This window comes from Achromobacter mucicolens, assembly GCF_029866465.1.
Taxonomy (GTDB): Bacteria; Pseudomonadota; Gammaproteobacteria; order Burkholderiales; family Burkholderiaceae_B; genus Achromobacter; species Achromobacter mucicolens.
On sequence record NZ_CP123364.1, the window covers coordinates 2,871,459 to 2,892,042 of the forward strand.

General features: G+C 66.2%; 19 protein-coding genes. 13 read left to right on the forward strand and 6 right to left on the reverse strand.

The window, feature by feature from the left end:
* Positions 1 to 28 precede the first annotated feature (28 nt).
* Positions 29 to 646 carry a LysE family translocator gene (locus tag QEP15_RS13175; protein WP_280147534.1) on the forward strand — a complete coding sequence of 206 codons (618 nt, stop codon included), beginning with the start codon at positions 29 to 31 and terminating at the stop codon, positions 644 to 646.
* A gap of 97 nt (positions 647 to 743) precedes the next feature.
* Here the strand turns inward: QEP15_RS13175 and QEP15_RS13180 are convergent, their stop codons facing one another.
* Positions 744 to 1,730, reverse strand: coding sequence for a Bug family tripartite tricarboxylate transporter substrate binding protein (locus QEP15_RS13180; protein ID WP_152384504.1), 987 nt, complete (start codon positions 1,728 to 1,730; stop codon positions 744 to 746).
* Between the two features lie 275 nt (positions 1,731 to 2,005).
* Here QEP15_RS13180 and kdgD point away from each other — a divergent pair, with 275 nt between their 5' ends.
* The 7 genes from kdgD to QEP15_RS13215 all read left to right on the forward strand — a co-directional run bounded on the left by kdgD (position 2,006) and on the right by QEP15_RS13215 (position 9,664).
* Complete coding sequence (gene kdgD / locus QEP15_RS13185) at positions 2,006 to 2,920, forward strand: 5-dehydro-4-deoxyglucarate dehydratase (protein WP_062839421.1); 915 nt, start codon at positions 2,006 to 2,008, stop codon at positions 2,918 to 2,920.
* 247 nt (positions 2,921 to 3,167) lie between these two features.
* Positions 3,168 to 3,893: a FadR/GntR family transcriptional regulator gene (locus QEP15_RS13190; RefSeq protein ID WP_056318037.1), complete on the forward strand. Its 726-nt coding sequence runs from the start codon at positions 3,168 to 3,170 to the stop codon at positions 3,891 to 3,893.
* A 392-nt stretch (positions 3,894 to 4,285) separates the two neighbouring features.
* A complete protein-coding gene (locus QEP15_RS13195) occupies positions 4,286 to 5,302 on the forward strand; it encodes an amino acid ABC transporter substrate-binding protein (protein ID WP_280147535.1) in 1,017 nt (338 codons plus the stop codon).
* 98 nt (positions 5,303 to 5,400) lie between these two features.
* Entirely contained in the window at positions 5,401 to 6,609 is a 1,209-nt protein-coding gene (locus QEP15_RS13200) for an aminotransferase class I/II-fold pyridoxal phosphate-dependent enzyme (protein ID WP_280147536.1), read from the forward strand.
* Between the two features lie 30 nt (positions 6,610 to 6,639).
* Positions 6,640 to 7,803 carry an amino acid ABC transporter permease gene (locus tag QEP15_RS13205; protein ID WP_217618060.1) on the forward strand — a complete coding sequence of 388 codons (1,164 nt, stop codon included), beginning with the start codon at positions 6,640 to 6,642 and terminating at the stop codon, positions 7,801 to 7,803.
* Between the two features lies 1 nt (position 7,804).
* Complete coding sequence (locus QEP15_RS13210) at positions 7,805 to 8,905, forward strand: amino acid ABC transporter permease (protein WP_056318045.1); 1,101 nt, start codon at positions 7,805 to 7,807, stop codon at positions 8,903 to 8,905.
* Positions 8,906 to 8,923: 18 nt separating this feature from the next.
* A complete protein-coding gene (locus QEP15_RS13215) occupies positions 8,924 to 9,664 on the forward strand; it encodes an amino acid ABC transporter ATP-binding protein (RefSeq protein WP_152384507.1) in 741 nt (246 codons plus the stop codon).
* Between the two features lie 78 nt (positions 9,665 to 9,742).
* Here QEP15_RS13215 and QEP15_RS13220 read toward each other — a convergent pair whose 3' ends face one another.
* The 4 genes from QEP15_RS13220 to QEP15_RS13235 all read right to left on the reverse strand — a co-directional run bounded on the left by QEP15_RS13220 (position 9,743) and on the right by QEP15_RS13235 (position 14,124).
* Entirely contained in the window at positions 9,743 to 10,831 is a 1,089-nt protein-coding gene (locus tag QEP15_RS13220; RefSeq protein WP_175155531.1) for a porin, read from the reverse strand.
* Positions 10,832 to 10,839: 8 nt separating this feature from the next.
* Positions 10,840 to 12,003, reverse strand: coding sequence for an acetyltransferase domain-containing protein (locus tag QEP15_RS13225; RefSeq protein WP_152384509.1), 1,164 nt, complete (start codon positions 12,001 to 12,003; stop codon positions 10,840 to 10,842).
* Positions 12,004 to 12,146: 143 nt separating this feature from the next.
* Positions 12,147 to 13,448: a sensor histidine kinase gene (locus QEP15_RS13230; protein WP_175155532.1), complete on the reverse strand. Its 1,302-nt coding sequence runs from the start codon at positions 13,446 to 13,448 to the stop codon at positions 12,147 to 12,149.
* Positions 13,441 to 14,124, reverse strand: coding sequence for a response regulator transcription factor (locus QEP15_RS13235; RefSeq protein ID WP_152384511.1), 684 nt, complete (start codon positions 14,122 to 14,124; stop codon positions 13,441 to 13,443). Before QEP15_RS13235 ends, QEP15_RS13230 begins: the two co-directional genes overlap by 8 nt.
* A 209-nt stretch (positions 14,125 to 14,333) precedes the next feature.
* On the opposite strand from QEP15_RS13235, the gene QEP15_RS13240 reads away from it, so the two are divergent.
* The 5 genes from QEP15_RS13240 (at position 14,334) to QEP15_RS13260 (ending at position 18,815) form a co-directional block, all read left to right on the forward strand.
* Entirely contained in the window at positions 14,334 to 15,461 is a 1,128-nt protein-coding gene (locus QEP15_RS13240) for an ABC transporter substrate-binding protein (protein ID WP_280147537.1), read from the forward strand.
* A 6-nt stretch (positions 15,462 to 15,467) separates the two neighbouring features.
* Positions 15,468 to 16,550, forward strand: a complete 1,083-nt coding sequence (locus QEP15_RS13245) for a FecCD family ABC transporter permease (RefSeq protein WP_175155533.1) — start codon at positions 15,468 to 15,470, stop codon at positions 16,548 to 16,550.
* Positions 16,551 to 16,579: 29 nt separating this feature from the next.
* Positions 16,580 to 17,035 (forward strand): azurin, encoded by a 456-nt coding sequence (azu, locus tag QEP15_RS13250; protein ID WP_175155534.1) that lies wholly within the window; start codon positions 16,580 to 16,582, stop codon positions 17,033 to 17,035.
* A gap of 2 nt (positions 17,036 to 17,037) precedes the next feature.
* Complete coding sequence (locus QEP15_RS13255) at positions 17,038 to 17,820, forward strand: ABC transporter ATP-binding protein (protein WP_062839404.1); 783 nt, start codon at positions 17,038 to 17,040, stop codon at positions 17,818 to 17,820.
* Between the two features lie 62 nt (positions 17,821 to 17,882).
* On the forward strand, positions 17,883 to 18,815 hold the full coding sequence (locus QEP15_RS13260) for a hypothetical protein (RefSeq protein ID WP_175155535.1): 933 nt from the start codon (positions 17,883 to 17,885) through the stop codon (positions 18,813 to 18,815).
* A 16-nt stretch (positions 18,816 to 18,831) separates the two neighbouring features.
* On the opposite strand, the gene ilvA is transcribed toward QEP15_RS13260, so the two are convergent.
* A complete protein-coding gene (gene ilvA / locus QEP15_RS13265; protein ID WP_217617948.1) occupies positions 18,832 to 20,403 on the reverse strand; it encodes a threonine ammonia-lyase, biosynthetic in 1,572 nt (523 codons plus the stop codon).
* Positions 20,404 to 20,584 lie beyond the last annotated feature (181 nt).

A 20,584-nucleotide genomic window follows, 5' to 3' on the forward strand; every position in this document is an offset into this window, starting at 1 on the left:
CCATTGATATTTCGCGACAGGATACGCCATGACCGAACTGATAGCTGTCATCACAATCACGGTGCTTGCCGTCATCAGTCCGGGGCCGGACTTTGCGATGGTCACCCGCAACAGCCTGATGCTGTCCCGGCGCGCCGGCGTGCTGACGGCGCTGGGCATCGGCATGGGCGTGCTGGTGCACGTCGGCTACACGCTGGTCGGCGTGGGGCTGCTGATCCAGCAATCGCTATGGTTGTTCAACGCCATCAAACTGGCGGGTGCGGCCTATCTGGTGTATCTGGGCATGAAAATGCTGCGCACGCGGCCGGGCATCGGCAACAGTAGCCGTCCCGCGGCGGCAATGTCGGACCTGGCGGCGCTGCGCACGGGCTTTCTGACCAACGCGCTGAATCCCAAGACCACGGTTTTCATCGTGAGTCTCTTCATGCAAGTCGTGCGGCCCGATACGCCGCTGGCGGTGCAGGTTGGCTATGGCGCCTTCATTTCGCTGGCGCACGTGACGTGGTTCTGCCTGGTGGCGATGTGCTTTTCGTCGGACGGCGTGCGCCAACGCCTGCTGGCCGTGCGCCATTGGATAGACCGGATCTTTGGCGGGCTGCTGGTCGCGTTTGGCGTGCTGCTGGCGGCGGCCAGCGGGTCTCGGTAAGTGCTGAGCGCAAAGAGATGCTGCGGCGTCGCGCAGCGCAAAAAAAGCCTGGTGACGGATCTCTCCCGGCACCAGGCCTTCGGGACACGCCACGCGATCACTGCGGCTTGAGTTTTCCGTCGGCGATGATCTTTGCCCACTTGGCCTGCTCGGCCGTCTGGAACGCGGTGAACTCGGCGGGCGTGTTCGGCGTGTAGGCCAGGCCCAGGCCTTGCATCTTGGCAGCCACTTCCGGCTTGGCCACGATCTCGGCGATGGTCTTGTTCAGCTTGTCGACCACGGCGGGCGGCGTGTTGGCCGGGGCGTAGATGGCCTGCCAGCTGCTCACGTCGAAGCCCGGCACCCCGGCTTCCTGCATGGTGGGCACATCGGGCAGCACGGCGGTGCGCTTGGCCGACGTCACGGCCAGCGCGCGCACCTTGCCGCTTTGCACGTAAGGCAGCGCGACCAGGGCGGTTTCAAACGAGCTGGGGATCTGGCCGCCGATCAGGTCCGAAATGGCCGGCGCGCTGCCGCGGTATGGCACGTGCGTCAGGTGCGCGCCCGTCAGCTGCTTGAACACTTCGCCCGACAGATGCTGCGACGTGCCCTGCCCGGCCGAGCCGAACGCGATCGTGTCGGGATTGGCCTTGGCGTCGGCCACGACGTCCTGCACGGACTTATACGGCTGGTTGGCGCCCACCAGCAGCACATTGGAGATGCTGCCCAGCAGAATGACCGGCGAGAAATCCTTGGCGGCGTTGTAGTTGATGCTGGGCAGCAGCGACGGGTTGATTGCATGCGTGGCGATCGTGCCCAACAGCAGCGTGTAGCCGTCCGGCTTGGCCCGCGCAACCGCGTCGGCGCCCAGCACGCCGCCGGCGCCACCCTTGTTTTCAACGACGACGGTCTGCTTGAGCGTCGTGCCCAGTTCCTGCGCGATCAGGCGGCCCAGGATGTCGGACGTGCCCCCGGCCGCAAACGGAACGACCAGCGTGATGGCCTTGGCGGACGGCCAGTCATCGGCGGCGTGGACGGGTGCGGCAAACGCGGTGGCGACGGCCAGGACGGCCGACAGGCGGCTCAACAGGGGAAATGCCTTCAAACTTGTCTCCTAGAGATATGGAATTGTCGTCGTTCTTGTACGTTGTCGTACAACAATTAATCGCGAGGATAGCTTGGCGGCTTTTGGCGATCAATCTAGGGAAATTCCTATATCCGGTGTGAACGGTAGACTTGTTGTACGACAACATCTTCTCCACGAAGCCGTTGTAGTACGACCTTGTATGTTGTACGATGACATACATCGCGGGTTCGATAACGCCGCGGCCACGGCATCACCGCCTTTTCATACCCCTTTCTCTTATTTGGAAGACAGCCATGACGACTCCCCAGGAACTCAAAGCCATCGTCTCGGAAGGATTGCTTTCCTTCCCCGTGACCGACTTCGACCAAAACGGCGATTTCAACGCCAAGAGCTACGCGGCTCGTCTGGAATGGCTGGCGCCCTACGGTGCCACCGCCCTGTTCGCGGCTGGCGGCACCGGTGAGTTCTTCTCGCTGGCCCCCGAGGAATACTCGGACGTCATCCGCACCGCCGTCCAGACCTGCAAGGGCAAGGTGCCCATCCTGGCCGGTGCCGGCGGCCCCACCCGCACCGCCATCGCCTACGCCCAGGAAGCCGAGCGCCAAGGCGCCAAGGGCGTGCTGCTGCTGCCCCACTACCTGACCGAAGCCTCGCAGGATGGCATCGCCGCCCACGTCGAACAGGTCTGCAAGTCGGTCAACATCGGCGTCATCGTCTACAACCGCGCCCAATCGCGCCTGTCGGCCGACAGCCTGGCCCGCCTGGCGGACCGCTGCCCCAACCTGGTCGGCTTCAAGGACGGCATCGGCGACATCGAGTCCATGGTCCGCATCCGCCGCAAGATGGGCGACCGCTTCTCGTACCTGGGCGGCCTGCCCACCGCCGAAGTCTACGCCGCCGCCTACCGCGCGCTGGGCGTGCCGGTCTACTCGTCGGCCGTCTTCAACTTCGTGCCCAAGATGGCCATGGAGTTCTACAACGCCATCGCCGCCGGCGACAGCGACACCACCAACCGCCTGCTGGACGATTTCTTCCTGCCGTACCTGGAAATCCGTAACCGCAAGGCCGGCTACGCCGTCAGCATCGTCAAGGCCGGCGCCAAGCTGGTGGGCCATGACGCGGGCCCCGTGCGCGCGCCGCTGACCGACCTGACCGGCGAAGAAATGGAAATGCTCGCCGCCCTGATCAAGAAGTCCGGCGCCGAGTAAGCCCATGCTTGCCTGATTGCCCAAACGCCCTCCCATGGAGGGCGTTTTGCTTATTGATGCAAAGAAAAGTTGGCGGAATGCGCCCCGTATGTTGTCATATGGCCCTCTCGTTTTCCTATGGCCGCGACCTTGCGCGCGGCCAATCCCGCTGGGCCGGACACCCGCGAGGCATTCCAGGAACGCGTAAACTTGCGGCTGCGCCAAGGCTGCCACGCCTTGCCCGCAGCGATTTCCCATAAGAGAGACAATGCAAACTCCCGCCCGGCCTCCCCGCTCGCGCCTGACCGATTTCGTCATCGAGGAACTGACCAAGCGCCTTGATGCGCGCCAGTACCGCGCCGGCGACAAGCTGCCTTCCGAACACGCGCTCTGCGACGAATTCGAAGTCAGCCGCACCGTCATTCGTGAAGCCGTGGCCTCCATGCGCCTGAGCGGGCGCCTGGTCAGCAAACCCGGCATCGGCGTCTTCGTCACCGAAGACCGTGAAAAACCCATCGATTTCGTCGTCGAACCCGCGACGGATCCGCGCTGGGCACTGCACATCATGGAATTGCGCGCGGGCCTCGAAGTGGAAGCCTGTGGCCTGGCGGCCGAGCGCCGCAGCGCCTCGGACCTGAGCAGCATCGTCGAAGCCTTCGATGCCTTCAATCGCGCCACGCGCGACATGGAAGCGGCCGTGAAGGCCGACTACGAATTCCACCTGTCGATCGCCCGCGCGTCGAACAACCCGCACTTTCCGGCGCTGCTCAAGGCTGCGGTGCGCGACGTGATGCTGGATCTGAACATCAAGCACGGCGGCAAGACGCCCGAAGAACTTGAAACGTACGAAACCCGCAACGTGCGCGAGCACGAAGCCATCCTGACCGCCATCATGCGCCGCGATCCCGGCGCCGCGCGGGCCGCCATGGCCCGCCATCTGGGCGACAGCATTGCGCGCTACCGCAAGCTGCTGTCGCATCCTCCGGCGGCGTAAGCCCGACGTTTAGTCCCTGCCCGTAATGCCAATTACGGGAATCCCCTTACTTGTTTACTTGTATGACGGCTGCCATCATACGTCTTATTGCATAACGTAATACGACGTTGGCCTCGTGACCGCCGGCGTCTTCCGCGACTGTAAGACCTGCCGTGCCAGTGCCGCCGATGAGCCCGATTCCTACCCTCCGCAGTACGTATCTCCCTTACGCCACGCGCATCCACCGGCGCACCGCCTGACCGGCCCCGTCGGCCACCCTTCCTCCTTATTGCCTTACCCCGTCCGAATGCGCGACGCGCCCTCCCCGGCCTGCCGGGGCGGCCCCCGCACGCTTGGCCGTTTCCGTCCCTTCCGCTTTTCCTAACTTTTTTCGATCTCCAGGAGAAATCTCCATGCGCAAGTTTCTGAGCTCCGCCATTGCGGCGACCCTGCTGTGCGTTGCTTCCGGCGCGCAAGCCGGCGTGACCTTTGACGCCGTCAAGAAAAAGGGCTTCCTGCAGTGCGGCTTTGCCGGCATCCCCGGATTCTCGGTGCTCGACAGCAAGGGCGAATGGACCGGCCTGGACGTAGATATGTGCCGTGCGGTCGCCGCCGCCATGTTCGGCGACGCCTCCAAGGTGAAGGGCAATGTGCTGACCGCCCAGGCGAAGTTCACGGCGCTGCAGTCCGGCGAGATCGACATGCTGTCGCGCAACACCACGCAGACGCTGACCCGCGACACGACGCTGGGCCTGATCGGCGTGGGCGTGAATTTCTATGACGCCCAGGGCCTGATCGTGAAGAAGGCAATGAACGTCAAGAGCGTGAAGGAACTGGACGGCGCCACCATCTGCGTGCAGCCCGGCACCACCACCGAACTGAACCTGGCCGACTACTTCCGCAGCCGCGGCCTGATCTTCAAGCCGGTGCTGGTCGAGAACTACGACGAAAACTTCCGTCTGCTGGAATCGGGCCGTTGCGATGCCTACACCAACGACAAGTCCAACACCGCCGCCAACATGCGCACGCGCCTGGCCAACCCCGACGATTGGGAAATCCTGACCGAGAACCTGTCCAAGGAACCGCTGGGCCCCATGGTCCGCCAGGGCGACGAGCAGTGGTTCAACATCGTGCGCTGGTCGCTGAACGCGATGCTGGAAGCCGAGGAATACGGCATCACGTCCAAGAACGTCGATGAAATGTTGAAGAGCACCAACCCCAATGTTCAACGCATCCTGGGCGTGACGCCCGGCATGGGCAAGAACCTGGGCCTGGACGACAAGTGGGCCTACAACATCATCAAGCAGGTCGGCAACTATGGCGAAAGCTATGACCGCGCGATGGGCAAGGAAAGCCCGCTCAAGCTGGACCGCGGGCTGAACAAGCTGTGGACGCAAGGCGGCCTGATGTACGGCTGGCCGGTGCGCTAACCCGCGGCCTACCCGGCTCCGCCTTGCGCGGAGCCGTCTTTCATTTCCCCGGCGCGCGGGCCCGCCCCGCGCCAGATCACTCTTTACGCAGCATCACCATGAACAGCATCGTCAACGCCCGACTCAAACAGATCAAACCCTCGCCCAGCATGGCCGCCAAGATCGTCGTGGACGAACTCCGCCGCCAGGGCCGCGAGATCGCCGACTTCACGCTGGGCGAGCCCGACATGCCCACGCCCGCGCATATCGCGCGCGCCGGCCAGGAAGCCATCGCGGGCGGCGACATCCGCTACACCAGCCCGAACGGCACCGTGGGCCTGCGCACCGCCATTGCCAACAGCCTCGAACAGACCCTGGGCGTGCGCTACGGCATGGACCAGATCACCGTGGGCGCGGGCGCCAAGCAGATCATCGCGGCCGCGCTGACGGCCAGCCTGGAACCGGGCGACGAAGTCATCGTCTGCGCGCCGTATTGGGTGTCCTACCCCGACATGGTGCTGCTGGGCGAAGGCAAGCCGGTCGTGGTGACCGGCCCCGAATCGCAAGGCTTCAAGCTGGACGCGGCCACGCTGGAAGCGGCCATCACGCCGCGCACGCGCTGGCTGATCCTGAATTCGCCCAGCAACCCCAGCGGCGCCGTCTACAGCGCGGACGAACTGCGCGCGCTGACCGACGTGCTGGTGCGCCATCCCCAAGTGTGGATCCTGAGCGACGAGATCTACGCGCCCTTCACCTACAGCGGCCAGGCGCACGCTTCGCCCGTGCAGGTCGAACCGCACCTCATCGGCCGCACGCTCATCGTGAACGGCATGTCCAAGTCCTACGCAATGACCGGCTGGCGCGTCGGCTACGGCGCCGGCCCGGCCGAGCTGATCAAGGCCATGAGCACCGTCATGTCGCAAAGCACGTCGTGCCCCAGCGCGATTTCGCAGGCGGCCGCGCAGGCAGCCCTGGAAGGCGACCAGTCCAGCGTCACGGAAATGGTCGAGATCTTCAAGAAGCGCCGGGATCTCATCGTGAGCCGGCTGAATGCCATCCCCGGCATCTCGTGCGCCATGCCGGACGGCGCGTTCTACGTGTACGCCAACGTGCAGGGCCTGATCGGCCGTCAAGGCCCCGATGGCGAACTTAAGACCGACCTGGACGTCAGCCTGTTCTTCCTGCGCGAGGCCGGCGTGGCCGTGATCGACGGCGGTTCGTATGGGCTGTCGCCGTACGTGCGCTTCTCGTTCGCGACCTCCACCGAGGTCATCGAACAGGGCATGGACCGCCTTGCCGCCGCCGTCGGCGCATTGATGGCGGGCTGAACCGTGGCGCAGCACTCCGCTCAACACCCGGTGCGGCGCCCGCCCCGCCGGGTTTCCTGGAACGATCCAGCCACGCGGGCGGTCGTCTACCAGGCGCTGGCCCTCGCGCTGGTCGGGGCCGCCGTCTGGTTCCTGGTGCACAACACGCTGCACAACCTGTCGCTGCGCAACATTGCGACAGGATTCGGCTTTCTGAATCGCGAGGCCGGTTTTGCCATCGGCGAAACCGTCATCGCCTACTCGCCCGCCGATACTTATGGGCGCGCCATCTTCGCCGGCATCCTGAACACGCTGCGCGTGGGGCTGCTGGCGCTGGTGGCCGCGACCATCCTGGGCGTGTTCATCGGCATCGGCCGGCTGTCCAAGAACTGGCTGGTCAACAAGATCACCTCGGTCTACGTCGAGGTGATGCGCAACGTGCCGCTCTTGCTGCAGCTCTTCTTCTGGTATGCGCTCATCACCGAGAACATGCCCGGGCCGCGCCAGGCGCACAACCCATTGCCGGGCGTCTTCATCTCCAATCGCGGCCTGAAGGTGCCGGGGCTGGAAGGCGCCTCGCTGGACTGGGTGCTGGGCGGACTGGCGCTGGCCATCGTGGCAATCATCGCCGTGAGCCACTGGGCCACGAAGCGCCAGGAAGCGACGGGGCAGCCTTTCCGGCTGGGCCGCGTGGCCATCGGTCTCTTGATCGGGTTTCCCGTCATCGGGTGGCTGGCCAGCGGCGCATCGCTGACGCTGGACATGCCGGCGCTCAAGGGCTTCAACTTTGTCGGCGGCCTGACGCTGACGCCCGAGTTCGTCGCCCTCTTCCTGGGCCTGACCGTCTATACGTCCGCCTTCATCGCCGAAGTCGTGCGTTCCGGCATCCAGGCCGTCAACAACGGCCAGTGGGAAGCCGCCGGATCGTTGGGCCTGCCGCGCCGGCTGGTGCTGCGCCTGGTGATCCTGCCGCAGGCGCTGCGCGTCATCATCCCCCCGATGACGAGCCAGTACCTGAACCTGTTGAAGAACAGTTCGCTGGCAGTGGCGATCGGCTATCCGGACATCGTGTCTGTCGTGAACACCACGCTGAACCAGACCGGTCAGGCCATCGAAGGCATCCTCATCATCATGGCCGCCTACCTCACGGTCAGCCTGTCGATCTCGATATTCATGAATTGGTACAACAAGCGCATCGCGCTGGTGGAGCGTTGAGATGAGCAGCACTACGCAAACCCTGGGCGCCGACCTCGCCCCGCCCGGCGCGCAAAGCGGCGCCTGGGCCTGGATGCGGTCGCGCCTGTTCTCCTCGCCGCTCAACATCCTGATCACTGTGCTGCTGGCATGGTGCCTCTTGATGGCGCTGCCGGCGCTGGTGGAATGGGCCTTCATCAAGGCCAGTTTTGACGCCACCAATGCGCAGGAATGCCGCGCGGCCGGCGGCGCGTGCTGGGCGTTCATCATCGAGAAGCACCGCCTCATCCTGTTCGGCACCTATCCGTTCGACGAGCAATGGCGGCCGCTGATCGCCACCGGTATCCTGATCGCGGTGATCGTGGCAAGCGGCATGCGCCGTTTCTGGAACGGCAAGCTGGCGCTCATCTGGACGCTGGGCCTGGCGGCCGTCGCCGTGCTGATGTGGGGTGGCGTGTTTGGCCTGACCTACGTCGAAAACGCCCGCTGGGGCGGCCTGCCGCTGACCCTGATCCTGGCCACCTTCGGCATCGCCTTCGCGTTTCCGGTCGGCGTGCTGCTGGCGTTGGGCCGCCGGTCCAAGATGCCGGCGATCAAGGCGCTGTGCGTCGTGTACATCGAGCTGATCCGCGGCGTGCCGCTCATCAGCCTGCTGTTCATGTCGTCGGTCATGCTGCCGCTTTTTCTGCCGGAAGGCTTCACCATCGACAAGCTGTTGCGCGCGCAGATCGCGATCATCATGTTCGCCGCGGCCTACATCGCGGAAACGGTGCGCGGCGGCCTGCAGGCCATTCCGAAGGGCCAGTACGAAGGCGCGGATTCGCTGGGCCTGAACTACTGGCAGCAGATGCGCAAGATCATCCTGCCGCAGGCGCTCAAGATCGTGATCCCGCCGCTGGTGGGCATCTTCATCAGCCTGTTCAAGGACACGTCGCTGGTCGTCATCATTGGCATTTTCGACCTGACGCTGGCGGCCAAGGCGGCCCTGTCCGACGCGGCATGGCGAGGTTTCGGGGTGGAGGCCTATCTCTTCATCTCGCTCATCTACTTCGTCTTCTGCTATTCCATGTCCAAATACAGCCGCGCGCTCGAGCAGCGCCTGGCCACCGGGCACGCCCGGTAAATCCGAAGGAGAACAGGCATGTCCGATGCCATCATTCGTCTGCATGACGTGAACAAGTGGTACGGCCAGTTCCACGTGCTGCGCAACATCAACCTGAACGTCGCCCAGGGCGAGCGCATCGTGGTGTGCGGCCCGTCGGGCTCGGGCAAGTCCACGATGATCCGCTGCATCAACCGGCTGGAAGAGCACCAGAAGGGCCAGATCATCGTCGACGGCACCGAGCTGACCAGCGATCTGAAGCACATCGAGACCATCCGCCGCGAGGTCGGCATGGTGTTCCAGCACTTCAACCTGTTCCCGCACCTGACCGTGCTGGAAAACCTGACGCTGGGGCCTATGTGGGTGCTCAAGCAGTCGCGCGCCCAGGCCGAGGCCACCGCCATGAAGTATCTGGAGCGCGTGCGCATCCCGGATCAGGCCGCCAAGTTCCCCGGCCAGCTCTCGGGCGGCCAGCAGCAGCGCGTGGCGATCGCGCGCTCGCTATGCATGAACCCGAAGGTCATGCTGTTTGACGAGCCCACGTCGGCGCTGGACCCGGAAATGGTCAAGGAAGTGCTGGACGTGATGGTGACGCTGGCGCAGGAGAGCGGCATGACGATGATCTGCGTGACGCACGAGATGGGCTTTGCGCGCAAGGTTGCCAACCGCGTCATCTTCATGGACCGCGGCGAGATCATCGAAGAGAACAACCCCGACGACTTCTTCGATCATCCGCAGAGCGAGCGGACCAAGCTGTTCCTGAGTCAGATCCTGCACTGAGGCGACGGATAGTCGCTCCGTCAGATCCTCAAGCCGCCTTCATCAGGCGGCTTTTTCGTGGACGTGCGCCGGGCGCGATCAGAAGCGGTGGCGCATGCCCACCGCGTACTGGGACTGATGCCAGGACGGATCGTCCCAGGCGCCGCGCATGTAGCCGTAGATGGCGTACACGTTGGTGCGCTTGGACAGGTCGTAGACGTAGCCCGCCGAATAGATCTGCTGGGTATGCGTGGCGCCATCGCGCTCGAGCGACCCGCCGCCCGGCAGGCTGCCCTGCCACGACGCCATCACGGTGCTCGCACCATTGCGCCAGGCAGCGCCCGCCATCACGCCGTGCACCGTGCTGCCCGGGAAGTACACCCGCTGACCGGGTGACTGTACCGCCGGGATGGTTGAGCCGTTGCGCATCACCGACCAGCCGGCATAAAGCGTGAACGCATCCACCGTGGCGCGACCGGCCAGCGTGTAGGCGTAGGGCCGGCGGTCGGCGCCTGCCCGGGTCATGGCGGCCGATTGCGCCGTGCCGTCCGCCCAGCTTGCGCCTTCGTAGGTGGCGGCGATCGAATAGCCCGGCTGGTCGAACACCACGGCGGCGCTGTATAGCTTGTTGGTGGACGCGGTCTGGAACCCGCCCCCGCCGTCGTAGTCCAGGCTGGCATCGACGCCCGCGCGCAGCCCGCCGACAGAGGGGCTCCAGTAGGCCACCATGTTGTCTGCGCGATTGGCGTTGTACGGCAGCAGCGCGGTCTGCGCGCCGGTGATCAGGTAGGACGCCAGGAACGCATCGTAGTCGGCCAGCGTGGCCGACGACACAGAGGTCTGCCGGCCAAGCCGAAGATCGCCAAAACCGCCGGACACGCCCATCCACGCCGCACGCCCGAACAGGCGCCTGCCCTGCGCCGAGTTGCCGTTGTTGGCAAGAAAGCCGCTTTCAAGCTGGAAGTTGGCCCGCAGGCCATTGCCCAGGTCTTCGCTGCCGCGCAGGCCCCAGCGCGATCCGGACTGCACGCCGGACTGCATGTTGATGGCCGTGCCGCGCTCCTGCGTGGAAAAGCCCGCGATGCTCAGGTCCACGACGCCATACAGCGTCACGGCGTTCTGCTGGGCGTGCGCAGCCCACGGCGCCATCAATGCCACGATGCCTGCGGCCCACTTGCGTACCGCCATCGCCGGCCTCACAGGTACTTGAGCCAGGCGATATCGCGGCGCGCCGCCTTCAAGCGTCCGAACCAGCGCACGGGCCAGAACAGCGCCACCGCCAGCAGGATCGAGATCAGCCACACCGCGCCCACGCCGTCCACGCCAAAGTACTTGCCCTGGTTCAGGCCCCAGATGGCTTCGCCGCCCAGATACAGCGCCTTGAGCACATACAGGTGCAGCAGATAGAAGAACATGGGCGCGGCGCCGAAGACGCAAAGCGCGCGGACCCACGCCGCCGACTGCGCGCGCTCGATCAGCACCAGCAGGCACAGTCCCAGGCCCAGCGTCAGCAGCAGGAACATCAGCGACGGCGGGTACTTGGTGATGTTCAGGAAGCTCATGGCGGTATGCAGCGCGTCGTCCTGCATCGACCATTTCTGCGACTGCCCATACCCGTTGATTGCCCGCAGGACCACGAAACCCGCCACGGCCGCCAGCCCCGCCGCCCACAAACGGCGCTGACGAACGGCCGCATCGGCGCCCGGCTGGAACCACGGTCCCGCGGCATAGCCCAGCGCAATCACGCCGATCCACGGCAGCAACGGGTACGACGTGCGCAGGCGCAGCGTGTCGCTTACCTCGATCCAGCCGCGGTCATGCAGCACCGCCCACGGCACGTGCAGGGCGTGACCTGCCGCGAAGTGAACGGCATCGAGCGCGTTATGGCCGGCAACCAGCGCCACGCCGGTCAACACCAGCGCCCAGCGCGGCAGCCACAGCAAGGCCGCCAGCGACAACATGGACAGGCCGATCACCCAGATCACCTGCAGGTACACAACGGCGGGCGGAAACTGAAAGGTCCACGCGAAGTTCACGACGATGACTTCGAGCGCAATGAGAAACGCGCCCCGCTTGGCCAGAAACGCCGCGGTGGCGCTTCGGTTGCCGGCCTTGGCGCCATACAGCCAGGCCGACAGGCCCGTCAGAAAGACGAACACCGGCGCGCACAGATGCGCAAGCAGGCGCGAGAAGAACAGGTCGGGCGGCGTGGCCGATACATCCATCGGGTCGCCGACCTGGTGGTGCAGGAAGAAGGTCTCGCGCACGTGGTCGAGCAGCATGATGACGATGACCAGGCCGCGTAGCGCGTCGATGGAGCGCAGCCGGGCGGCCGCGGGTTGGGAAATGAAAGAAGTCATGGGGAATGCGGAACTCGCGGCAACGCGCGGCGGGCGAAAAAAGCCAGAATAGTAATGTAATAACATTACTATTCCAAGACTTTTTGTCCCTGTTTGACGCGCTGGCGTGTTGCCCGCTCCCTCGCGCAGGCCGGCGCCGCCGTTTAGCGGGCCGGGGTGGGTGCGGGTCCTGCCAAGTCCACGCGGAACTGGCTACCTTGCCCGGGCCGCGAATGCAGCGACACGCGCCAGCCCTGGTGCTCGCAGATGCGTTGGACGAGCGACAACCCCAGCCCCAGGTTGCCATCGTCAGGCTGTCCGCCGCGCACGAATGGCTGGAAGAGCGACGCCTGCCGTTCCACGGGAATTCCCGGACCGTCGTCCTTGACTTGCACGAAATCAGGCCCCGCCGTGATGGCGACGCGTGCCTGCGGCCCGGCATATTGCAGCGAATTGCGGATCAGATTGGACAGCACGGCGCGCAAGAGCGGCGCCGGAAACAGCAAGGCGGGCTCGTCGCCGCCGGCGGTCTCCAGCGTCAACTGCATGCCGCGCCGCTGCGCCACGGGCGACCAGGCTGCCAATTGGCCGCGCGCAGTATCCGCGGCGCTTTCGCGCGGAAACAGGCCGGCGGCATCTCCCCCGCGCGCCAGCATCAGATACGTGTCCAGCCGTTCACCCATGTCGGCGGCGGCCGCTTCGATGCGCGCCAGCCGCGCCCGGCCCGCCGCGTCCAGACCATGTTCTTCGCGCAGCAGTTCGCACGAACTGGAAATCACCATCAGCGGCGTGCGCAACTCATGCCCCACATCGGCGGTAAAGAGCTGCTCGCGCCGCAGCGCCTGCTCAAGCTGGTTATAGGTCGAGTCGAACGCGGCCGCGAGCTGGCCGATCTCGTCCGGCGGATAGTCTTCGGCCAGCCGGGTCTGCGGCGGCTGCGCGCCGCGTGTGTTGACCTGCGCGGCCAGCCGCGCAAGCGGGCGCAGCAGGCGGCGGGTGGCCACGATGCCCAGCACGAACGCCAGCGCCAGACTGGCCGCCAGCCCCGTCACCGCGGTCAGGTGCGAGGCCGACTGGTTCTGCTCGTACTCGGTGTAGTCGCGCAGCAGCATATAGCGCTGTCCGTCCAGGTCGTCGACCATCACGTGCCACACGCGGCCATTGCGCTCGATCTTGTGAAAGCCCGGCGCCAGCGGACGCAGCCAGTCGGGAAACGCCGCACCGCCTGGATCGCCATAAAAGAACCGGTTCGGCCGGCCCGGGTCGATGCCGGCCAGGAAATCGCCCCGCACGCGCTCCACCGCCATGCCCATGTCGATGCGTTGCAGGTGGGCCTCCAGCTTGCCCACGCTCCAGACCGACAGCCAGGTCAACAGTCCCGCCACCAGCAGCGCCAGCGCAAGGTAAGTCAGCACGAGGTGGCGGGCCAGCCCGCGCCGCACCGGGCGTGCGCCGCGGCTAGCCATCGCTGGGGGGCCGCAACTGGTAGCCGATGCCATGCACGGTGTGCAGCAGCGGCGTGTCGTAGGGCTTGTCGACCACGTGGCGGATCTGGTGGATGTGGGTGCGCAGGCTGTCGCTGTCGGGCGGGGAGTCGCGCCACAGCGCCTCTTCGAGCCGGGTGCGATGGACCACCGCCGGACTGGCGCGCATCAGCAAGGTCAGCAATTGCAGCGGCGACGGAGGCAGGCGCAGCGCCTGACCCGCGCGCGCCAGCGCCAGGGTGCCGGTATCCAGCGTCAGGTCGCCCACGCGCAGGATTCGGGACGCGCCCGCCCCGCTGGCGCGATGCAGCAGCGCCTTGACCCGTGCCGCCAGTTCGGCCAGCGCGAATGGCTTGACGAGGTAATCGTCGGCACCCGCGTCGAATCCCGTCAGGCGGTTGTCCAGCGTGTCGCGCGCGGTGACCATGATGACGGGCGTGTTGCACGCCGCCTCGGTGCGCAACCGGCGGCAAAGCGCGTAACCGTCCAGCCGCGGCAGCATCAGGTCCAGCACGATCAGGTCGAATTCGCCCGTGGCCGCCATCGCATAGCCGCGCTGGCCATCCTCGGCGCAATCCACGATGTAGCCGCGGCGCGTCAGGTGATGCGTGATATTGGCAAGAATGTCGGGGTCGTCTTCGATGACGAGAACGCGCATGGCGAGACAGCTCGGAGAACAACAATCAATCTCACATTGTAGAGGCCGAGGCGTGGGATGCCGGGCATCGGATGCCGGGTGTGCAGCGCCTGCACCACAGGCTCGGCGCGTCTTAACGAATTCTTGAGACAGGTTGTCGGACACTGCCCGGCGATAAGAATGGTTCGCGTTACCCGCAACGCGCGGCCAATGCCCCATAAGGATTCGCCATGCGCCCGATTGCCCTCTTCCGTGCGGCCGTGACCGCCGCCGCCCTGTTCTGCGCCCTGCCCGCCTCCCATGCACGCGAGGTCACCGACCTGGCCGGCCGCGTCGTGACGGTGCCCGACCACCCGCGGCGCATTCTGCTGGGTGAAGGCCGCTTTGTCTTCGCGATGGCGCTGCTGGACCGGCACGATCCCGTCGCGCGCGTGGTCGGCTGGCAAGGCGAGCTCAAGCAGCAGGATCCCTATTCCTGGAACCAGCTCGTCAAGCGCTTCCCGCAAGCGGCCCAGATTCCCTTGATCGGCAAGACGTCGGAAGCCAGCGTCAGCCCGGAGAAAATCGTTTCGCTGCGGCCCGACGTGGCGATCTTCAGCGTCAGCGGCCACGGTCCGGGCCGCAACAATCCCATGATTCCCGCGCTGCAGGAAGCCGGCATCCCGATCGTGTTCATCGATTTCCGCCAGCACCCGGTACGCAACACGGTGCCCAGCCTGCGCATCCTGGGCCAAGCCCTCGACCGGCAAGCGCAGGCCGAGGCCTACATCGCGTTCTACGAAGATCGCCTGGCCCGCGTGCGCAAGGTGGTGGACGCGGTGCCGCAGGCGCAGCGGCCGCGCGTCTTCGTGGAAATGCTGGCGGGCGTGTGGCCCGCGTGCTGCCACACCACCGGCAACGGCAGCTTTGGCGACCTGCTGGAAGCAGCCGGTGGCGTCAATGTGGCCGCGCCCGTGCTGCCCGGCGCCATCGGCGACGTCAGCCTGGAGTTCGTCATCGACGCCAAGCCCGACGTCTACATCGCCACGGGCAGCCGGTCGGAGCCGGGCCGTCCAGGCCTCTTGGCCGGGCCCGGCGCAGATCCCAAGGTCTCTGCCGGCAGCCTGTCCACGCTGCTGGCCCGCGACGGCATCCGCGACCTGGATGCTGTCACGCAACATCGCGCCTTCGGCATCTGGCACGCCTTCTACAACTCGCCCTACAACATCGCCGCCATCGAGGCGATGGCCAAGTGGCTCTACCCCGAGCGCGCGGCGGCGCTCGATCCGCAAGGCACGCTGGACGCGCTGTATAGACAGTTCCTGGACCTGGACAGCACCGGTGCCTTCTGGACGACCCCGGCCGCGCCTGCGAAGTAGACCGACATGACCGATATTGTCACAGCGACGCCACTACGCACGGCTTCCGTCCCCGGCGACCCCATCGCCACGTATCGGCGCGCGGTGCGCAAGCGCCTCTTGTTGACCGCCGCGCTGGTGCTGGCCATCGTGGCCAGCCTGCTGGCCGACATCGCGAGCGGACCCGCATCGCTGTCCCTGCCTGAGTTGCTACGCACGCTGCTGCACCCCGATGTGTCGGACACCGGCACGCGCGTCATCGTCTGGCAGTTCCGGTTGCCCTATGCGCTGATGGCGCTGCTGGTCGGCGTTGCGTTGGGCCTGGGCGGCGCCGAGATGCAGACCATGCTGGACAACCCGCTCGCCAGCCCCTACACGCTGGGCGTCTCGGCCGCGGCAGCGTTCGGCGCGTCGCTTGCCATCACGCTGGATTGGCATCTGCCGGCGCTGCCGGCCGGCATGACGGTGTCCGTATCGGCCTTCGCCTGCACGCTGCTCTCGGTGCTGGTGCTGGAGCGCGTGGCGCGCTGGCGTGGCGGATCGACACTGGGCGTGGTGCTCTTTGGCATCGCGCTGGTGTATTCGTTTCAGGCGCTGGTGATGCTGCTGCAGTTCGTCGCCAGCGAAGAGGCCTTGCAAGGCATCGTGTTCTGGACCATGGGCAGCCTTGCGCGCGCCAACTGGACAACGGTCGGCGTCATGGCGGCGGCCCTGTCGCTCGCCATCCCGTTTTCGATGCGCGACGCCTGGAAGCTCACCGCGGTGCGCCTGGGCGAGGAACGCGCGGCCAGCTTCGGCATCGACGTCAAGCGCCTGCGCCTGGTCAGCCTGCTGCGCGTCAGCGCGCTGGCGGCGCTGGCCGTGTCGTTCGTGGGCACGATCGGCTTCGTCGGCCTGGTTGCGCCGCACATCGCGCGGCTGCTGCTGGGCGAAGACCATCGCTATTACCTGCCGGGCAGCGCCCTGGCCGGCGCGCTGATCCTGTCGCTTGCGTCCGTCGCCTCCAAGACCGTGCTGCCCGGCGCGCTCATTCCCGTGGGCATCGTCACGTCGCTGGTCGGCATTCCCTTCTTTCTCACCATCGTCGTGCGGGCGCTCAAGCGCGCCTGACGGCACCCATCGCACAAGGAGACACCCCGATGAAATTCCGCCTGACGCTGACCCTCGCGGCCCTGATGATCGCCGGCACGGCCCATGCCGCGCCCGCCGAGTGCAGCATCGACGTCGAAGGCCGGCCCGGCAAGCAGTTCGGCCCTGACCACATCGTCGTGCCGGCAAGCTGCCAGGAATTCACCGTGCGGCTCATTCACACGGGCAAGAACAGCAAGGAAAAGGCCGGCCACAACTGGGTGCTGACCAAGACCGGGGACATCGACGCCGTCATGGCGGACGGCATCCAGGCGGGCGCGAACAACGACTTCCTGAAGCCGGGAGACGCCCGCATCCTGGCCAAGACGCCGATGCTGGGCGGCGGCGAGACGGCCACCGTCACCTTCCCCGTCAGCCGCCTGCGCGCCGGCCAGTCATACACCTACTACTGCTCGTTCCCGGCGCACGCGCAGCACATGCGCGGCACGCTGGTGCTGCAACCCTGACGATGACGCAGCTACGCCTCCAGGCGCTGTCCGCGGGCTACGGCGGGCGGCCGGTGCTACGCCACGCCAGCGCCGGCCCCATGGCCGAAGGCGCCGTCACCGCGCTGTTGGGCCCCAACGGCAGCGGCAAGTCCACGCTTCTCAAGACGCTGGCGGGCCTGCATCCGGTGATGGACGGTGCCCTCTTGCTGGGCGGCGAGGACCTGGCGCAGGCCAGCGCCGCCCGCCGCGCCGAATGCGCGATGTACATGCCGCAGGCCCTGCCCAAGGGGGTGCACATGACCGTCTTCGAATCGGTGCTGGTGGCGGCGCGTTCCGGAAGGCACGGGCAACCCGGGCACGCGCTGATGGAGGACGCCATGGCGGTCATCACCGAGCTGGGCATTGCGCACCTGGCCAGCCGCCATCTGGACGAACTGTCAGGCGGACAGAAGCAGCTTGCCTCGCTGGCCCAGGCGCTGGTGCGGCGCCCGCGCCTCTTGCTGCTCGACGAACCGCTGTCCGCGCTGGATCTGAATTATCAGTTCCACGTGATGGACGTGCTGCGCCGCCAGACGCGCCTGCACCGTCTCATTACGCTGGTGGTGCTGCACGACCTGAACATCGCGCTGCGCCACGCGGACCATGCGTTGCTGCTGCACGCGGGCGCGATCGAGGCCGAAGGGCTGCCAGGCGATGTGGTAACGCCCGACACGCTGCGCCGCGTATACCGGGTGCGGGCACGCGTGGAGCATTGTCCGCAGGGACAGGCGCAGATCCATGTCGACGGGCTGGCCGAACGCTGAACCGGACCGGCGCGGCTTCAGCGGTATATATTCACCCCTCCCGCCATCCTCTGAGTCCGCCCATGACGAGCCGCCGCGCCCTCGTGTTTCTGCTCAGCCTGCTGGCCGCGCCCTCGGGCGCCGCGGTGGTCTATGACAATCACGGCCTTGTCGTCGACGTGGCAACCGGCAGCCGCAGCGACTGGAATACCGGTCAGCGCCAGACGACGCGCGCCACCACCATCACGTTCCAGGGCAAAAGCCTGTGCGGCGCGGACGTCGGCGCCCTGCTCTTTCCGGGTAGCAATGCGCCGCAAGCCCGCGCGTTCTTCTGCCCCGGTCCCGTCGCCATTCTGGAAACCGACGCGGTGCTGGCATTCTTCACCAGTTCCAGCGCCAGCACCGTGCTCGCGCATCTGCAAGTGGTCAACGGCGCGCTGCGCGTGCAGCGTCTACCCATCTCCGACAAGCCAGACCGCGACCGGATCCACGGCACGCGGTTCGAGGACTCCCGCCTGCTCGGATGGACGCGCGTGAATTCCGCCTGGAACGAAACCGTGATGATCCGGCACGCGCCGCTCAAGGCCAAGAACCTCGGCCCGGGCAAGCTGCTGGATGTGGCGGGCGATGTGGCCTACCTGGCTATCCCTCCGGGCCGCGACGTCGTCGTGCTGCAACCGGCCACGCACGTCAAGGACGCCCACGGTTACCTGCAATACGTGCCGGAAGTCAGCAAGTTCGTGGATACGCCCCTGGCGTTTCGCGCGGTGCGCCTGAGCGACGGGCGTGAGCTGGCCCGCCTGGATTTCAAGGACACGTGCGTGGGCCTGCCTGCGCTGCAATTCGAACGGCCCGGCGCGAAGGCCGCTTCCGGCTCGTCGCCGGTCATCGCATTCGACGACGTGCCCGCATGGCGCGCAAACGCGCTGGAACTGACCCAGGCGCAGGGCCGCGCGACGCTGCGTTTGAAGCCGGGCGTGGCATTGCCGCGCAAGGCCGGTTGCAACGCTAGCTAAACGCCCGGCCGCTCACTCAGATCAGGAACTGGCGGTAGGCCTCGTTCCCCGTTTCCTCGGCGTGCGCATAACCCAGTTGCCGCAGGAACGCATCCAGCGCCGCATCGTCGGCCACCGGTGCCTGGATGCCCACCAGCGCCGAGCTGAAGTCCGTGCCCTGGTTGCGGTAATGGAACAGGCTGATGTTCCAGTTGGGCGCCATCGCCGACAGAAACTTCATCAGCGCGCCCGGGCGCTCGGGAAATTCAAAGCGGAACAGCCGTTCGCCGCCTGCCAGCGGCGAGCGTCCGCCAACCATGTAGCGGATGTGCTGCTTGGAGACTTCGTTGTTCGTCAGGTCGGTGGCCGAGAAGCCCTCGGCTTGCAACGCCGCCAGAATGTCGGCCGAATCACCGCGGCGCGCGATCTGCACGCTGACGAAGATGTGCGCGGTGCGCGCGTCGGCGATGCGGTAGTTGAATTCGGTCACGCTACGTTGCCCGATCACCTTGCAAAAGCGCCGGAAACTGCCGCGTTCCTCGGGGATGGTCACCGCGAACACCGCCTCGCGCGCCTCGCCCACCTCGGCGCGGTCCGCCACGAACCGCATGCGGTCAAAGTTCATGTTGGCGCCTGAAGTAATCGCCACCAGCGATTGCCCGCGAGCGCCTTCGCGCTCGACGTATTTTTTCAGCCCCGCCACCGCCAGCGCACCCGCTGGCTCCAGCACGCTGCGCGTGTCCAGGAAAACGTCCTTGATGGCCGCGCATACCGAATCGGTGTCGACCAGGATCACCTCGTCCAGATGCTCGCGGCACAGGCGGAACGTCTCTTCGCCCACCAGCTTGACGGCCGTGCCATCCGAAAACAGGCCCACGTCGGCCAGGATGACGCGTTCGCCCACGCGCAGCGACTGCGCCATCGCGCAAGAGTCCTCTGTCTGGACGCCGATGACCTTCACGCCGGGATGCACCGCCTTCACGTAGGTCGATACGCCCGCTGCCAGGCTGCCGCCGCCGATCGGCACGAAGATGGCGTGCAGCGGTTCGGGGTGCTGGCGCAGGATCTCCATTCCCACCGTGCCCTGACCGGCGATCACATACGGATCGTCGAACGCGGGGACGAACGTCAGTCCCTGTTCCTGCGCCAGCATCTGGGCATGGGCGTAGGCGTCGCTATACGAATCGCCGGCCTGCACCACGGTGACGGTCGGACCGCCGTGGGCGCGCACGGCGTCCACCTTCACTTGCGGTGCGGTCTGCGGCACCACGATGATGGCCCGCACGCCCAGCTTGGCCGCCGAAATGGCGACGCCCTGCGCATGGTTGCCGGCCGACGCGGTGATCACGCCGCGCTCCAGCGCCGCCCGCGGCGTGTTGCGCATCTTGTTATAGGCGCCGCGCACCTTGAACGAAAAAACCGGCTGGTTGTCTTCGCGCTTGTAGTGGACAGTGTTGCCGAGCCGGGCGGACAGGCCGCGCGCCAGGTCCAGTTCGGTTTCCCGGGCAATGTCATAGACCCGGGCGGTCAGGATCTGCCGCAGGTACTCCATGGGCGTGGCGGCGCCAGCCTGGAATTCCGAGGGTGCGTTGGGGGGGGTAGCGGACATGGTTTCTCTGCTTGGGTAGGCTTGCCCGGCAGAGGCGGCCACAAAAAACCCGCCTCGTGGGGCGGGTGGCTGTGACTGTTGCGGTCGCGCGCTAACCCACCATTCCAGGAATGATGGTAATAATCAGCGAAATGCGGACGGCGCGGAAATTCATGGGCGCTACTTTCCTCTCATCGCGGCG

Coding starts and splice junctions, on each gene's coding strand:
- QEP15_RS13175 (WP_280147534.1), top strand. CDS start 29: ATGACCGAACTGATAGCTGTCATCACAATCACGGTGCTTGCCGTCATC.
- kdgD (WP_062839421.1), top strand. CDS start 2,006: ATGACGACTCCCCAGGAACTCAAAGCCATCGTCTCGGAAGGATTGCTT.
- QEP15_RS13190 (WP_056318037.1), top strand. CDS start 3,168: ATGCAAACTCCCGCCCGGCCTCCCCGCTCGCGCCTGACCGATTTCGTC.
- QEP15_RS13195 (WP_280147535.1), top strand. CDS start 4,286: ATGCGCAAGTTTCTGAGCTCCGCCATTGCGGCGACCCTGCTGTGCGTT.
- QEP15_RS13200 (WP_280147536.1), top strand. CDS start 5,401: ATGAACAGCATCGTCAACGCCCGACTCAAACAGATCAAACCCTCGCCC.
- QEP15_RS13210 (WP_056318045.1), top strand. CDS start 7,805: ATGAGCAGCACTACGCAAACCCTGGGCGCCGACCTCGCCCCGCCCGGC.
- QEP15_RS13215 (WP_152384507.1), top strand. CDS start 8,924: ATGTCCGATGCCATCATTCGTCTGCATGACGTGAACAAGTGGTACGGC.
- QEP15_RS13220 (WP_175155531.1), bottom strand. CDS start 10,831: ATGGCGGTACGCAAGTGGGCCGCAGGCATCGTGGCATTGATGGCGCCG.
- QEP15_RS13225 (WP_152384509.1), bottom strand. CDS start 12,003: ATGACTTCTTTCATTTCCCAACCCGCGGCCGCCCGGCTGCGCTCCATC.
- QEP15_RS13230 (WP_175155532.1), bottom strand. CDS start 13,448: ATGGCTAGCCGCGGCGCACGCCCGGTGCGGCGCGGGCTGGCCCGCCAC.
- QEP15_RS13235 (WP_152384511.1), bottom strand. CDS start 14,124: ATGCGCGTTCTCGTCATCGAAGACGACCCCGACATTCTTGCCAATATC.
- QEP15_RS13240 (WP_280147537.1), top strand. CDS start 14,334: ATGCGCCCGATTGCCCTCTTCCGTGCGGCCGTGACCGCCGCCGCCCTG.
- QEP15_RS13245 (WP_175155533.1), top strand. CDS start 15,468: ATGACCGATATTGTCACAGCGACGCCACTACGCACGGCTTCCGTCCCC.
- azu (WP_175155534.1), top strand. CDS start 16,580: ATGAAATTCCGCCTGACGCTGACCCTCGCGGCCCTGATGATCGCCGGC.
- QEP15_RS13255 (WP_062839404.1), top strand. CDS start 17,038: ATGACGCAGCTACGCCTCCAGGCGCTGTCCGCGGGCTACGGCGGGCGG.
- QEP15_RS13260 (WP_175155535.1), top strand. CDS start 17,883: ATGACGAGCCGCCGCGCCCTCGTGTTTCTGCTCAGCCTGCTGGCCGCG.
- ilvA (WP_217617948.1), bottom strand. CDS start 20,403: ATGTCCGCTACCCCCCCCAACGCACCCTCGGAATTCCAGGCTGGCGCC.